The organism is Candidatus Endoriftia persephonae, from assembly GCF_023733635.1.
Lineage (GTDB): Bacteria > Pseudomonadota > Gammaproteobacteria > Chromatiales > Chromatiaceae > Endoriftia > Endoriftia persephonae.
Genome location: NZ_CP090569.1, coordinates 2,744,509 through 2,757,621, shown reverse-complemented (window position 1 = coordinate 2,757,621; position 13,113 = coordinate 2,744,509). Strand labels below are relative to the sequence as shown.

The following is a 13,113-nucleotide window of genomic DNA, read 5'->3' as shown; positions in this document are numbered from 1 at the left end:
TCTGTCATTAGGTCGACTCCCTTTTTTTCTTGCCTTTGCTATGGCAGCTTTAATTGGAGGCTGTAGTGAAGCGCCGCCAACTGCCGAGACGGATCTGGCTAGACCAGTCAAATCGATGATTGTGGCAGCGCCTGAACAAGGGGGTATCCGCAACTTTCCTGGGCGCATCGATGCAGTTAACCGGGCGGAACTCTCTTTTCGGGTGCCGGGCAAGGTGGTGGCAATCAAGTTCAACGAGGGTGATCGGGTGAAAAAAGGCCAGATTCTGGCCCAGCTGGATGCCACCGACTACCGCATTACTCTGAAGGATCGCCAGGCTAGTTTTGACAGTGCGAAGAACGACTTTGAGCGAGCTAAGGATCTGGTGGAGAAAGGGCATATCTCGCGTCGTGATTTCGACAAGCTCGAAGCCACATTCAAGAGTGCATCGGCTGCGCTGGAGCAGGCACAACAGAACCTGCGCTACACCGACCTGCGTGCTCCGTTCGACGGGGTGGTGGCGAAACGCAAAGTCGAGCAGTTTGAAGAGGTGCAGGCAAAACAGCCGGTGCTTTCGCTGCAGGACAGCAGCAGTCTCGAAGTCAAGATCGATGTACCAGAAAATATTATTCTGCGGATTACTCAGGAGCGGGTTGAACGGAATGAAAGTGGACAGATCCCCGTCTGGGCCTCGTTCGATAGCGTGCCGGGGAAAAGATTCGAGCTGAGCTTCAAAGAGATCGCGACCAAAGCTGATCCCAAAACCCAGACCTTCGAGGCGACCTATACCATGCCTGCGCCGCAGGGCCTGGTGGTGTTGCCAGGTATGACAGTCAGCGTCACTGTCGATCTCTCCCGCTCTCTGGACGAGAAAGTGGTTTACTTCGTTCCGGTGAGCGCCATCGGCGGTGATCGGAAGCTCGATCCCCGCGTCTGGGTGGTTGATGAAGAGGCGATGGTGGTACATGAAAAGCAGGTGGAATTGGGGGTGATGAAGGGGGCGAATATTGAAGTTATTTCAGGGCTACAGCCGGGGGATCGGGTCGTGACGGTGGGGGCCGCCTACCTTGCTGAGGGGATGAAGATCAGCTTGATGCAAGAGACAGAGCAGGCTGAGCCTCGGTCGGATGACCTGCAGCTGATGCAGCAGAAACAGTAAGGTGCAATCAGATCGAATCGAACGGACCCGCGGGAATCTGCAATGAACATCGGCGAATATTCAGTCAACAACAAGGTTGTCTCCTGGCTTCTGGTCATCATCATGGTGGCCGGCGGCGTCTACGGCTTCGAGCGGATGGGCAAGCTGGAAGACCCCAACTTCACCATCAAACAGGCCAAGATCATCACCCTCTACCCCGGCGCCACTGCCCAAGAGGTGCAGGATGAGGTGACCTACCACATCGAAGAGGCGGTGCAGCTGATGGGGCAGCTGAAGCGGATCAATATGTCGATCTCCCGGCCCGGCATGTCTGACCTCAGCATTGAGTTCAAGGACGAATACAAGGCCAAGGATTTCCCCGATATCTACGACGAGCTACGACGCAAGATCGCTGACATGAAGCAGAAGCTGCCGCCGGGCGTGCAGGGGCCGCTGATCATCGATGACTTCGGTGACGTCTACGGCGTCTACCTGGCTCTGACGGGGGAGGGCTACACCTATCGCGATCTGAAAGACACTGCAGATGCGCTGAAGAAGCAGCTGGTGCTGGTGCCGGGAGTGAAGAAGATCGTTATCGGCGGCGAGCAGCCGGAGCTGGTCTACGTGGAGATCTCCCGTGCCCGGCTCGGTGAGTTGGGGCTGTCGATGGAGCAGATCACCCAGGTGCTCGCCTCGCAGAACCTGGTGGAAGATGCCGGCAAGGTTCGGGTCGGCGATGATTATATCCGCATCCACCCCAGCGGTGAGTTCGCCTCGGTAAAGGCGATCGGTGACCTGCTGATCAGTTCCAGCGATAAGCGGCTGATCTATCTGAAAGATATCGCGGACATCCGCCGCGCCTACCAGGATGTGCCGTCACGGCTGATCTACTTCAATGGCAAGCCGACCCTGACCCTGGGCATCTCCATGCGCGAGGGGGAAAACGTGGTGGCGGTGGGCGAGGCGTTGGAGAAACGCTTCAATCAGCTGCAGTCGATCATCCCGGTGGGCATGGAGTTGCAGGCGATCTACAACCAGCCAACCGAGGTCGATAACTCGGTGAGTAGTTTTATCGTCAGTGTTGGTCAGGCTCTGGCCATTGTCATCGTTGTGCTGCTGCTCTTCATGGGGCTAACATCGGGCCTGATTATCGGTGCGGTGCTGCTGATTACCGTGGCGGGCACCCTCTTCATCATGCAGCTCTACGGCATCGAACTGCAGCGTATCTCCCTGGGTGCGATGGTGATTGCGCTGGGGATGCTGGTGGATAACGCCATCGTGGTGGCGGAGGGGATGTTGATCCGCATTCAGGGTGGCATGAATGTGGTGAAGGCCGCCGGTGAGGTGGTGGGTAAGAGTATCTGGGCGCTGCTGGGCGGCACTATTATCGGCATCCTCGCCTTCTCCGCGATTGGCCTCTCCACCGACAATACCGGCGAGTTTGCCAGCTCCCTGTTCTACGTGATCCTGATCTCTTTGACCCTCTCCTGGGTCACCGCAGTCAGCACCACGCCGCTGCTCTGCGCACTCTTCATGCGGCCGAAAGCGGATGCAGCCGATGCCGGAAACCCCTACGACAAGGGCCTCTTCAGTGCCTTCCGCGGGGTCTTAAAACAGGTGATCCGGTTTCGCTGGATCACCGTCGGGGTGGTGGTCGGATTGTTCCTGGTTGCCGGCATGGGCTTCGGCTATGTGAAAAACGCCTTCTTTCCCAACGCCAATACACCGATGTTTTTTATCGATATCTGGGAGCCGGAGGGGACAGATATCCGCAAGACCCGCGATGATACCCTGCAGGTGGCCGAGTTCGTCCGCCAGCAGTCTGGGGTGACGAAGACCACCTCCGTCGTCGGTGGTGGTGATGCCCGCTTCTCCCTGGTCTATGAGCCCAAAGAGGCGAGTTCCGCCTATGCGCAGATCATCATTCAGACCGAGCAACTGGAACAGATCGGGCCAATCTGGGAGGCGGTGGCCGACTACATGCGCAACAATCTGCCACAGCTCGACCCGATCATCAAACCGCTGCGCATCGGCCCCGGTCGTGACGGCAAGATCGAGGCCCGTTTCCAGGGGCCAGATCCAGCAGTTTTACGCGGGCTCTCGGAGCAGGCCCAGGCGATCATGCGCGCCGATCCTGAGACCAAAGAGGTGCGTGACGATTGGCGCAGTCCGGTGCAGTTTATTCGCCCGTTGTTCAACGAGCAGGTGGGACGGCAACTCGGTATTACCCGCAAAGATCTGGCGATCGCCTTGAAATCGGCCTTCGAGGGCAAGGATGTAGGGGTCTATCGTGATGGTATCCGTCTGCTGCCGATCAAACTGCGGCCACCGGCGGATGAGCGGGAAGATGTGGCGAATATCCAAGATATTCGCGTCTGGAGCCCGGCGTTACAGAAGACGGTACCGGTGGCCCAGGTGGTGAGTGGTTTTGAAACCGCGTTTGAGAATACTGTGATCCGTGGCCGTGACCGGATCCAGACCATCATCACCTCCTGTAATCCAACCGGGGAGCTGGCGACACCACTCTTCAATCGTCTCAAGCCGCAGATTGAGGCGGTCGAGTTGCCACCGGGCTACAGCCTCTCTTGGGGCGGTGAGTATGAGGACTCGAAGAATGCCCAGAACGGACTGTTGTCGGTGCTGCCGGTGGGCTTTCTGTTGATGATTCTGACCAGCATCCTGCTGTTTGGCCGACTGCGTCAGCCGCTGATCATCTGGCTCACGGTGCCGTTGGCGATCGTTGGCATCACCGCCGGTCTGTTGGCCTTCAACGGCGCGTTCGATTTTATGGCGTTGCTGGGTGCACTGAGTCTGATCGGGCTGCTGATCAAGAATGCCATCGTGCTGATCGAGGAGATCGACCAGCAGATCGAAGAGGGCAAGCTGCCCCTGACTGCGATCCTCGATGCCACCGTGAGTCGGTTGCGGCCGGTGGCGATGGCCGCCGCCACCACGATTCTCGGCTTGATCCCGCTGCTCTCCGATGTCTTCTTCGTCAATATGTCGATCACCATCATGGCCGGCCTGGGCTTTGCTACCCTGTTGACGCTGCTGTTTGTGCCGGTGCTCTATGCGCTGCTGTTCCGGGTGCCCTATGCCGAAAACGCCTGATCGCAGGTTGTGGCTCTATCCGGTCTGGGTTGGCGCGAGCAGGCGTCGTGCCAGCCACAGCAACAGCAGATAGGCCAGCAGGCTCAGTAGCAGCCAGACCACGGCGATATAGGCGAACAGATTCGGCGCCTGCATCAGCATGCTCATCAGCGAATCCTGATAGTAGAAGAACCACTGGTGTCCCGCCGGGAAGACCCATTCGTGCAGCAGATAGAACAGCCGTTCCGCCCCCATGGCCAGGATCAGCAGCGCCAGGGTCAGCAGTAGAGTCAGCCAGCCGAGCAGCAGCTGCTGACCCCCTGGTAGTCGCCACCTGCCTCGTCGCAGGGCCAACAGCAGGAGCAGGCTGAGGCCGGCGCTGCCCCAGGCCAGTTGCTGGTAGCGATCGATCAGCCGGGCGACATCCACCAGGTGTTGCTGCTCCGGCGGGGTGAGGAAGTGCCCCAGTGGCTGGCCGTCTCGGGCGTGGTAGCGCAGCGCGCCGAGCCCCGCGCCCTGTCGGTGGATGGCCGTCACGATGGCGCTGAAGAGCCTCAGCCGCTCTCTCTTCTCTGTCGTCTCAAAGCCATGACGAAAGCGGTTCTGGGGGGCGTACACCTGGATTGTCTGATCGATCCCCATCCAGTCGTACCAGAGCGGAAACAGGAAGTCGGCCGCTGCCAGCGCCCGCCATGCCAGCAGCGAGGCGACCAGGAACAGGGCCAGTGCCAGCGCTATTCCCAGCAGTCGCTCAGCCACAGGGTGTCCCGTACTCATCCGGGCCACCAGCGCTGGGGTAGGGTGCCGCTGCGGTAGAGCGCCATCAGGTCCATGCCCAGGGCGATGCTGGAGTGGACCGCCACGCCACCCCAGATCGAGCGGGAACGCAGCGCCAGCAGCCCGAGCAGAAGGCCAAAAAAGATCGCCCCGCTCGCCTCCAGCCAGGGTTTGGCGAAGTGGATCATCAGATAGGGCAGCATCATCACAAACAGGGCATTCAGGCCGAAGGCGCGCTGGCAGGCGTGCAGCAGAAAGCCGCGGAAAAAGAACTCGAGAAAGAAGAACTGCAGCAGGTAGATGATCTCCCACGCCAGCAGATCGAAAATGCTGCGTGAGGCCTGCCGATAGAAGGGGTAGTGGGCGAGGAAGTCAGGACGCGCACTGGCGAACCAGGCGAACAGCAGAATCGGCGTGGCCAGGGCGAGGTACCAGAGCCAGAAGCGGCGGGTCTCGGCTAACTGTAGCCCATACTCGTTGGCCGGCTCGCGAAACAACCAGTGGATCACCGCCAACGGGATCAGCAGATAGCCGAGCAGATGCCAGAACCCCCACCAGAGCTGCTTGAAGAGCGGCAAGAACGGGCTGGTGATAAGCGCGGCGGCCAGCCTCTGGCCGGCCTCACCGCTGCCGCGCAACTGCTGCAGGGCGGCAACAAAGACATGGTCGAATTTGAGGTAGTGGATCAGCAGCAGGCAGAAGGCCGCTGTCGATAGTGCGATCGCCGGCTGCCAGTCGAATCTGTCGCTCCTGGTTGCATCGACTTGCATGCGTTGTCGCCAGCGGCATTCCGGCATTCCGGCATTCCGGCTTCCCCCTTGGTTGGTTGTCATCGACTGCCGACAACCGAGGCGGGATCCGGCAGATTGAGCTGATGATAACTCCAATCAGCTGTCGTCCCTAGTGCTGGCGGATGCAGTCCACAATCTTTGCGGGCTGCACCCTGCGGGTCAGATCCTCGCCTGAATCCGTGCCAATTGTTCCACCTGCGGACGGTTACGGTAGTCAGGGCTGGGCATGCGTCGCATCGCGCTGGCGGCCGCCCGGTAGTTGTTGAAACTGCCGTAGATCAGCTGATAGTGGTTGCCGCTCTTCAGATAGGCAAGATCCTGCTTCAGGTAGTGGCCGTAGCGATCGGCGATCTTGTAGAGCTGCTGCTTGTTGGCCACATTCGCGAGACGGATCGCATAGTGGTTTGACGGCTGACTGGCAAGCCACTCGGGGCCGTGGATGGTGTTGTCGCTGCCGAATTGGTGCAGCGGTGCGATCGCAACGACCCGGCCATCCAGACTCTCGACGCTGTCCCCCATGTTGGTCAGCTCACTCTTCAGGCGAGTGATCTTCTGCTTCAGAACCTTGACCTGCTGGGCCATCGCCTCACTATCTTGCTGATGAGCGCTGGCGGCGGCGCGCTGTGCGCTCAGCTGCTGCTGTAGGGAGGCAACCTGCTGTGCCATGGCGACCTGCTGTTGTGCATTCAGATCGAACTGCTGAGCAACGCGCTGATCCAGTTTGTTCTCCTGGTACCAGCGGTATTGCTGGTAGCTGGAGAAGACGGCCACCGCGAGTACCACCAGGATCAGGCTGATCCCCAGCATCTTGAAGTGGTGTCGCTCATCCTGGATGACCGAGGCGATACCCTGCTCCTGCTGATTGCTCCGCTCCTGAAGGGCGCCGGTCTTGCTATTCAGCTGGTTGACCGCTTGTGAGAGGCCCTGGCTCTTATTCTCCAGGCTATCGGTGGCGATCTTCAGCTGGTGAGTCTTCTGTCCTAGCTTGCTGGTGGTCTGCTTTATCTCCTCATCCACTGAGTGCAAGGTCTCGATCTGCTGATCGTGGTTTGTCAGACGCTTGCCGGCCTGCTTCAGCCCCTGTTCCAGGGCGCTGGTCTGCTGCGAGAGTTTCTCGCCCATGCTCTCCATCGAGGATTTGAGCTTGCCGGCGACCCGCTCAAGGCTGTCGCTGAGATACTTCGAGACCTCTTCGGTGCGGCGGGAGATGACGTCGTCGCGCTTCTGAGAGGATTGGGAGACCGCGTCGATCTTCTGCTGCAGTTCTTGCTGGGCGGCGGCACTTTCGTCAATGCTGCTCTCGAGGAGCGCAGCCAGCTGCTCCGTCGCCTCGTTCAGTGCCTGGATGCGCTCCAGCTGTGACTGCTGCTCGGCGCGCAAGGCGGCGCTCTCTTCACGGTGCTTCTTTGAGAGCTGTGCAATCTTTGCGGTGAGCTTCTTGCCCAGGGTGAGGGTGGCTCCCTCCTGCTCAGCGATGCTCAGCTCAAGCTTGCTGGCCACCTCGGTGGTGGCGGCGGAGAGCTTGAGAGTATCTTCTGAGAGGGACTGGAAGGCCTGGGTGAAGTCGGAGGAGAGGGCTTGGTTGCGGCTCTCAGCACTATTCAGGGCCTCGCTGAAATCGTGGTTGCTGCTGTCGAGGTGTTGCTGCAGCTGCTGCAGCGTCTCTTCCAGATCCGATATCTTGGTGTTGAAATCCCGCGCCCGGGGTTGTGGCTCTGAATCCTGATCCAGATGGATCAGGTTTTCTGTGGGTGTGGTGATCTCGGTCGTCTCTTCTGAGGCGACAGACTGTTTTGCTGACATGATTTGATCCTCCAGCCTATTTTGTCCGGGTGCAGGTACCAGTCAATGGGAGTAAAATTCGCCCCGGATTCAACAAAGTAGCATATTATGAAATGCGAATATATGGTGTTTTTCAGGCCCGGGGTGAGGTTTTGCTGCTTTGCCGTGTTCAGAAGCGGATCTCCGCGGCTGATCCCTTGGCTGCCGATCCATTGCTAAACGGGAGATAGAGGGTATGGAGTGGTTGGATCAACTGCCGTTGGGGACACTGGCCATCGGCTGTCTGTTATTGGGGTTTGCACCATTTTTTCCGGAACCCCACATCTGGGAGAAGCTGAAGATGCTGCGGGCGGGCACCCTGACGCGGGCCATCGATATCTTTGATCTGCTGTTTCACGCTGCCCCGTTTCTATTGCTGTTGCTGAAGCTGGTGAGGATGGGGATGCAGGACTGACCAGTATCACTGGGATGCTGCATAGGCTTGAAAAACAGCCACTCAATCAGTTCAGCCTCATCGGATTGCCTGATCATAGGGAAGGGCATGTTGGCAGATCCTTGCAGACCATGGATGGCTCTCCTAGGCTTTTAATCGGGAATTAGCTTCATTACACAAAGGTTGATCGTAGACTGAGGTCGGGGATCCGATCTCGCAGAGAGCATCAGAGGCTCCCTAAGGACCAAGAGGATAACATCATGGCAATCTATGCATTCGATGGTACCGGTAACGAAGACAACCCCGGAGAGGGGGAAGACACTAACGTCCTGAAATTTTTTCGCGCCTACGAGGATGCCTACAGTGGGCCTGGGAAGTGCTTTTACGTAGCAGGTGTGGGCACTCGCTATTCTGTGCTCGGGGACCTCTTCGGCAAGATGCTGGGGATCGGTGGCCACCAGCGTATCGGCGAGGCGATGGACCAGCTCGAAGCGAACTTCCGCAACGGCGATTGTGATATCGATATTATTGGATTCAGCCGTGGCGCTGCGCTGGCGTTGGAGTTTGCCAATGATATCCTGGAAGAGGGGGTGAATGGCGAAGAGGCGCCTACGATTCGCTTCATGGGGCTGTGGGAAACGGTCGCTTCGTTCGGCATCCCAGGCAACCGCATCAACCTGGGTTACGACCTCACTCTGCCCTATATCGTGCAGCATTGCTGTCACGCAATCGCACTGGATGAGCGGCGTCAGTTGTTTCCACTGACCCGGGTGGTGCAGGATGCCTATTCGGACCGGGAGCTACGCGATATCCGTGAGGTCTGGTTCCGTGGCTACCATTCTGATGTCGGTGGTGGCAACAATAATGAAGGCCTCTCCAACATTCCGCTCTACTGGATGTACCAACATGCCCAGCGCAATAAGCTGCCGCTGGATGACGCACAAATCAAGAAAGCCAGCGGCGGCAGCGACTCCTGGGCTGAATGCAAGACTCCGGGAATGGATCTGATGGCGAATAAAAAGCGCACTATCTATGCGACAGATCTGGTCCATAACAGCGTTATGCGACGCACCAAGGCCGGGCGGTTTGCTGCAAACAACCCCCCAGTTGGGCTGTGTGTTGTTGATGATGCGGGGGAGATTGTGGGCAAGGGGTTTGAAAAGCCCTGAAGTCTTGTACTCCGTCCCAGATATATCTGGGACGGAGTACAAGCGCTAGGTCCGCTGCGCAAATATCTGTTGGATTGAGGTGCTGTCCAGGCAGCGGGCAGCCTCGGAGGCTGAGTGGCTACAAAATTCCTGTCTGCTGGCATAAAAAGAACTGTTGCGATAAGCCGCCTGGCCTTGGATATAGTCAAGCAGTCTGAATACAACGACTAACCTGAGGATGTCTGGAATGGCTGAACTTTTTTCTGCTGATTGGATGAACGAACTGAAAGATGCCTGGAACGCTGATCCAGAGGTCAAAGACAAGCTGGCCGAGATCGGTTTCAACTCCACCATCACCTGTGGCTTCAAAGACGAAGAAAAGCCCCGTGGCGTGTTTGTGGTGGTGAACGGCGAGTGTGTGAGTGCCGGTGACTACGCTGGCGAGACGATGGATTGGGACATGCGCGCCAGCCGCTCTGACTGGATGAAGTGGGTGGAGAAGGGTATCGGCATGGCCGGTATGGGCACCGCCTTCGCCATGGGCAAGCTGAAGTTCCTGCAGGGCGACTTCAAAGGCATGCTCAAGGATCCGCGCATGGCGGGCCCCTTCATCAAGAGCTTCGGCCTGATGAAGCAGATTGGCGCCGAATAACTGGCCTCCGTAGAAGCGCCGCTTGTGGCGCTTCTACGCTGTGAGCTATAGCCGGAACTCCTTCAGCGGCATCGGCTCCCCAACCCCATAACCCTGCGCATAGTCGACATTTAGCACCCGCAGCTGATTCAGAATAGTCTGATTCTCGGCCCACTCGGCGATCGTCTCCAGCCCCAGGATATGGCCGATCTGGTTGATCGACTCCACCATCGCATAGTCCACCGGGTCGGTGGCCATGTTGCGCACAAAACTGCCGTCGATCTTCAGATAGTCCACCGGTAGCTCCTTGAGGTAACTGTAGGAGGAGAGCCCAGTGCCGAAGTCGTCCAGGGCGAATCGGCAGCCGAAAGATTTCAGACGTTTGATCATTACCTTGACGTGTTCCAGATTGGCCACCGCCGCGGTCTCGGTGATTTCGAAACAGATGCTGCGAAACGGGATCCGCCACTCGTCGAAGAGTCGCTCCAGATAGTTGAGAAAGCCGTCGTCCGAGAGGGAGGTGCCGGAGAGGTTGATGGCGAACAGAAACTCTCCTGTTTGTTGATTCACCTCGGCCCATTGACGCAGGGTCTCCCCCTGGGTAGTGAAGAGTTCGCTGATGATCCAACGGTCGATCGCCGGCATCAGGATGTAACGCTCGGCGGCAGGGATGAAATGATCGGGGACCACCGTATCCCCCGCCTCGTCGATCATCCTCACCAGCACCTCATAGTGGCGCCCATCGGCACCGTTGACCGGCACGATCGGCTGCACATAGAGATGGAAACGCCCCTCCTGTAGCGCCTGATTGATGCCGGCCACCAGGTGCATGTCGCCGTGGTGGCGGACCAGCGCGGTATCGCCAGTGTGGTAGGTATGGAGCCGGTTGCGGCCCTGCTCCTTGGCCATCTGGCAGGCCACATTGGCACTGCTGAGGATGCTCGAGGTGCTCTCATCGCCAGGCTTGAAGCCGAACAGGCCGATGCTGACTGCGACATCGTAGGAGCGCTCCTGCCAGGAGAAGAAAAAACTGCGAATGGTCTGCAGCAGATTGCTGCTGATCGACTCAGCCCGCTCTACCGAACAGTCGGTGAGGATCACGCCAAACTCGTCCCCGCCGACCCGCCCCAGCAGATCAAATCCCTTTAGCTGCGACTTGATAAGGATCGCCAGCTGGCGCAGCAACTCGTCTCCCGCATCATGGCCGCCGGTGTCGTTGACCAGCTTGAACTGGTCGATGTCCATAAAACAGACCACATGATGGGGACGGGGGCTGGCCGGCGTGCTCAGTAGCACCGCCAGGCGGCGCTCCAACTCGGCGCGGTTGAGCAGCCCGGTGAGCACATCGTGCTGCGCCAGATAGGCGAGCCGCTGCTCCGCCTCGCGGGATTCGGAGAGATCTTGCATCAGCAGCAGATAGTGGGGGCGCTGATCCAGCTCGAAGGGGCTGAGGGAGAGACGCAACGGGAACTCATCGCCGTTGCTGCGATAGCCGATCAGCTCGCGGATCCCGCCGTCCTCGGAGAAGCCCCAGTTCGATAGATACCAGGCAAGGGCGTGCTGCTCGCCGGGTGGTGCACTGGCCTCGAACAACTGCTCGAAACCGACCCCGATCAGATCCTCCTCGAGCCGGCCAAACATCATCTCTGCGGCCGGGTTGAAAAGCTGCACCAGACCGTCATCATCGAGCATGGCGATGCCCTCGGTGGCCGCCTCCACCAGGCTCTGCAGCTTCTGCTCGTTGTCGCGCAACGCCTTTAGCGACTGTTCCCGCTCGGTCACGTCGTTAATGATCAGATAGATCAGCTCAGTGTCGCCGGTGGTGACTGGGCCGGCCTGGATCTCCACCTCCCGTTCTCGGCCGGAGGCGAGGCGATGGGTCTCCTGAAAGCTGCTTAGCTGGCCCTGCCGGATCGAGCCGAGCAGCTGGCCCAGTCGCAGCGGTTCTGCCTGGTTGAGGTCATGGAAGCCGAGTGAACGGAGTGTCTCTTCGGGGTATCCGTAGAAGCGGCTGGCGGCGCTATTGGCCTCGATAATGTCGCCACAGGTGGCATCGAGGATCAGTTTGATCGCCTGGTTGGTCTCAAACATCTGCCGGTAGCGCTGCTCTTTCTCACGCAGCACATCAAGCGCGTTGATCTGTTCGGTGATGTTGGTGGCGGTGCCGGTGGCGCCCTCGATCTCGCCCTTCGGGCTGAGGATTGGCAGCGCGTTGAAGCGCATGTGGATATCGCGCCCGTCGCTGGAGGCCAGCCGGGTGATATGGTTTTTCCAGGCGTGGCCGCTGAGTAGGTTGCGCAGCGCCTTGAACTGGTTTTGCAGCTCATCGTCGGGGACGAACTCCAGCAGTGGGCGGCCGATCATCTCTTCTGCGTTCAAGCCAAGGATCGGCCAGGCGGAGTCGTTGATCTGGGTGAGGTAGCCCTTGCGGTCGATCGACCAGATCAGATCTTCAGAGGTCTCGAGCAGGTTACGGTAACGTTGCTCTGTGTGGCTGCGCTGGCGCTCTAGGATCATCCAGCGCCGATAGAGCAGCAGGCTCAGGATGCTGCTGAATATAAACAGTAGCAGTGCCTGGCCGGCGCTCCTGTCGAGTAGCGTCAGATCGGGCCGGGGTTGGGCGACGATGCGCCAGCCGATGTCTGGGATGGTGCTGTGGAGCGCCGGCACCGGGTCTGGGGCACCGCCATTGCCAGCCTCCAGCGGCGAGGCTGGTGGTAGCAGCTGCAGCTGATAGCCAGTCAGCTGTTCGTTGTTGATGATGCGGCAGAGTGGGCGGCAGAGGAAATGCACGGTAAGCACGCCGCTGCCTGCGCCTGAGCGATGCCAGGGCACCATGATCTCAAAGTTGTAGCGTTCGCCATTGCGCAATAGCAGGATCGGTTGCTGGCGTCCCAGGATGAACTGCTTCAGGGTATAGGTGTGTTGGTCATCGAGAAGTTCGTCACTATTGCCGGAGAGTGGTTTGCCGGCGCTATCGGTAAGCAGAAAGCTCTCCATGTCGGGGAATTGCAGCTGTAGTCGTTTGTGCAAGCGTTGGTGTTGTGGATCATTGACGTTTGTGACGGCAACTTCGGCCAACAAGGCCCGCTCCTGTTGGACGAACAGGGCTAGGTTGGCGTGGAAGTTACGCAGCTGTAGGGTGATCTCACGGGCGCCACTGCGGACCGCCTGTTGCGCGAGCTTTTGGCGGTGGGCATGGTGCTCTTGGTGCTCGTGCCAGACGTAGTAACTGAGCATTGAGGCGAGCATCAGTAGGGTGAGGATGACGAATTGAAAACTCGGCTGCTGCCTCAGATGATGCTGTGTCGACAAGGGGGTATCCTCCGCACCGGGCGGGGCTT

General features: G+C 58.9%; 9 protein-coding genes. 5 read left to right on the top strand and 4 right to left on the bottom strand.

Annotated elements, in window-relative coordinates; all coding sequences use genetic code 11:
- Positions 1–115: 115 nt before the first annotated feature.
- Both L0Y14_RS12435 and L0Y14_RS12430 read left to right on the top strand, forming a co-directional pair.
- Positions 116–1,138: an efflux RND transporter periplasmic adaptor subunit gene (locus L0Y14_RS12435; protein ID WP_006475701.1), complete on the top strand. Its 1,023-nt coding sequence runs from the start codon at positions 116–118 to the stop codon at positions 1,136–1,138.
- 42 nt (positions 1,139–1,180) lie between these two features.
- Positions 1,181–4,228, top strand: a complete 3,048-nt coding sequence (locus tag L0Y14_RS12430) for an efflux RND transporter permease subunit (RefSeq protein ID WP_006475702.1) — start codon at positions 1,181–1,183, stop codon at positions 4,226–4,228.
- A 15-nt stretch (positions 4,229–4,243) separates the two neighbouring features.
- On the opposite strand, the gene L0Y14_RS12425 is transcribed toward L0Y14_RS12430, so the two are convergent.
- The 3 genes from L0Y14_RS12425 to L0Y14_RS12415 all read right to left on the bottom strand — a co-directional run bounded on the left by L0Y14_RS12425 (position 4,244) and on the right by L0Y14_RS12415 (position 7,578).
- On the bottom strand, positions 4,244–4,984 hold the full coding sequence (locus tag L0Y14_RS12425) for a lipoprotein intramolecular transacylase Lit (protein ID WP_138921932.1): 741 nt from the start codon (positions 4,982–4,984) through the stop codon (positions 4,244–4,246).
- Positions 4,981–5,754: a CPBP family glutamic-type intramembrane protease gene (locus L0Y14_RS12420; RefSeq protein ID WP_006475704.1), complete on the bottom strand. Its 774-nt coding sequence runs from the start codon at positions 5,752–5,754 to the stop codon at positions 4,981–4,983. The genes L0Y14_RS12425 and L0Y14_RS12420 overlap by 4 nt, the downstream gene beginning before the upstream one ends.
- A gap of 180 nt (positions 5,755–5,934) precedes the next feature.
- On the bottom strand, positions 5,935–7,578 hold the full coding sequence (locus L0Y14_RS12415) for a hypothetical protein (RefSeq protein WP_005964759.1): 1,644 nt from the start codon (positions 7,576–7,578) through the stop codon (positions 5,935–5,937).
- A 214-nt stretch (positions 7,579–7,792) separates the two neighbouring features.
- On the opposite strand from L0Y14_RS12415, the gene L0Y14_RS12410 reads away from it, so the two are divergent.
- From L0Y14_RS12410 to L0Y14_RS12400, 3 genes are all read left to right on the top strand, one after another.
- Positions 7,793–8,011: a hypothetical protein gene (locus L0Y14_RS12410; protein WP_005964757.1), complete on the top strand. Its 219-nt coding sequence runs from the start codon at positions 7,793–7,795 to the stop codon at positions 8,009–8,011.
- Between the two features lie 239 nt (positions 8,012–8,250).
- On the top strand, positions 8,251–9,159 hold the full coding sequence (locus tag L0Y14_RS12405) for a phospholipase effector Tle1 domain-containing protein (protein WP_005964755.1): 909 nt from the start codon (positions 8,251–8,253) through the stop codon (positions 9,157–9,159).
- A gap of 226 nt (positions 9,160–9,385) precedes the next feature.
- Complete coding sequence (locus tag L0Y14_RS12400; protein WP_006475307.1) at positions 9,386–9,790, top strand: SCP2 sterol-binding domain-containing protein; 405 nt, start codon at positions 9,386–9,388, stop codon at positions 9,788–9,790.
- Between the two features lie 45 nt (positions 9,791–9,835).
- Here L0Y14_RS12400 and L0Y14_RS12395 read toward each other — a convergent pair whose 3' ends face one another.
- Entirely contained in the window at positions 9,836–13,084 is a 3,249-nt protein-coding gene (locus tag L0Y14_RS12395; protein ID WP_006475306.1) for an EAL domain-containing protein, read from the bottom strand.
- Positions 13,085–13,113 lie beyond the last annotated feature (29 nt).

Excerpts from the sequence above, each read along its gene's own strand:
- L0Y14_RS12425 (WP_138921932.1), bottom strand. The coding sequence starts at position 4,984 with ATGAGTACGGGACACCCTGTGGCTGAGCGACTGCTGGGAATAGCGCTG.
- L0Y14_RS12400 (WP_006475307.1), top strand. The coding sequence starts at position 9,386 with ATGGCTGAACTTTTTTCTGCTGATTGGATGAACGAACTGAAAGATGCC.
- L0Y14_RS12420 (WP_006475704.1), bottom strand. The coding sequence starts at position 5,754 with ATGCAAGTCGATGCAACCAGGAGCGACAGATTCGACTGGCAGCCGGCG.
- L0Y14_RS12405 (WP_005964755.1), top strand. The coding sequence starts at position 8,251 with ATGGCAATCTATGCATTCGATGGTACCGGTAACGAAGACAACCCCGGA.
- L0Y14_RS12430 (WP_006475702.1), top strand. The coding sequence starts at position 1,181 with ATGAACATCGGCGAATATTCAGTCAACAACAAGGTTGTCTCCTGGCTT.
- L0Y14_RS12410 (WP_005964757.1), top strand. The coding sequence starts at position 7,793 with ATGGAGTGGTTGGATCAACTGCCGTTGGGGACACTGGCCATCGGCTGT.
- L0Y14_RS12415 (WP_005964759.1), bottom strand. The coding sequence starts at position 7,578 with ATGTCAGCAAAACAGTCTGTCGCCTCAGAAGAGACGACCGAGATCACC.
- L0Y14_RS12435 (WP_006475701.1), top strand. The coding sequence starts at position 116 with ATGATTGTGGCAGCGCCTGAACAAGGGGGTATCCGCAACTTTCCTGGG.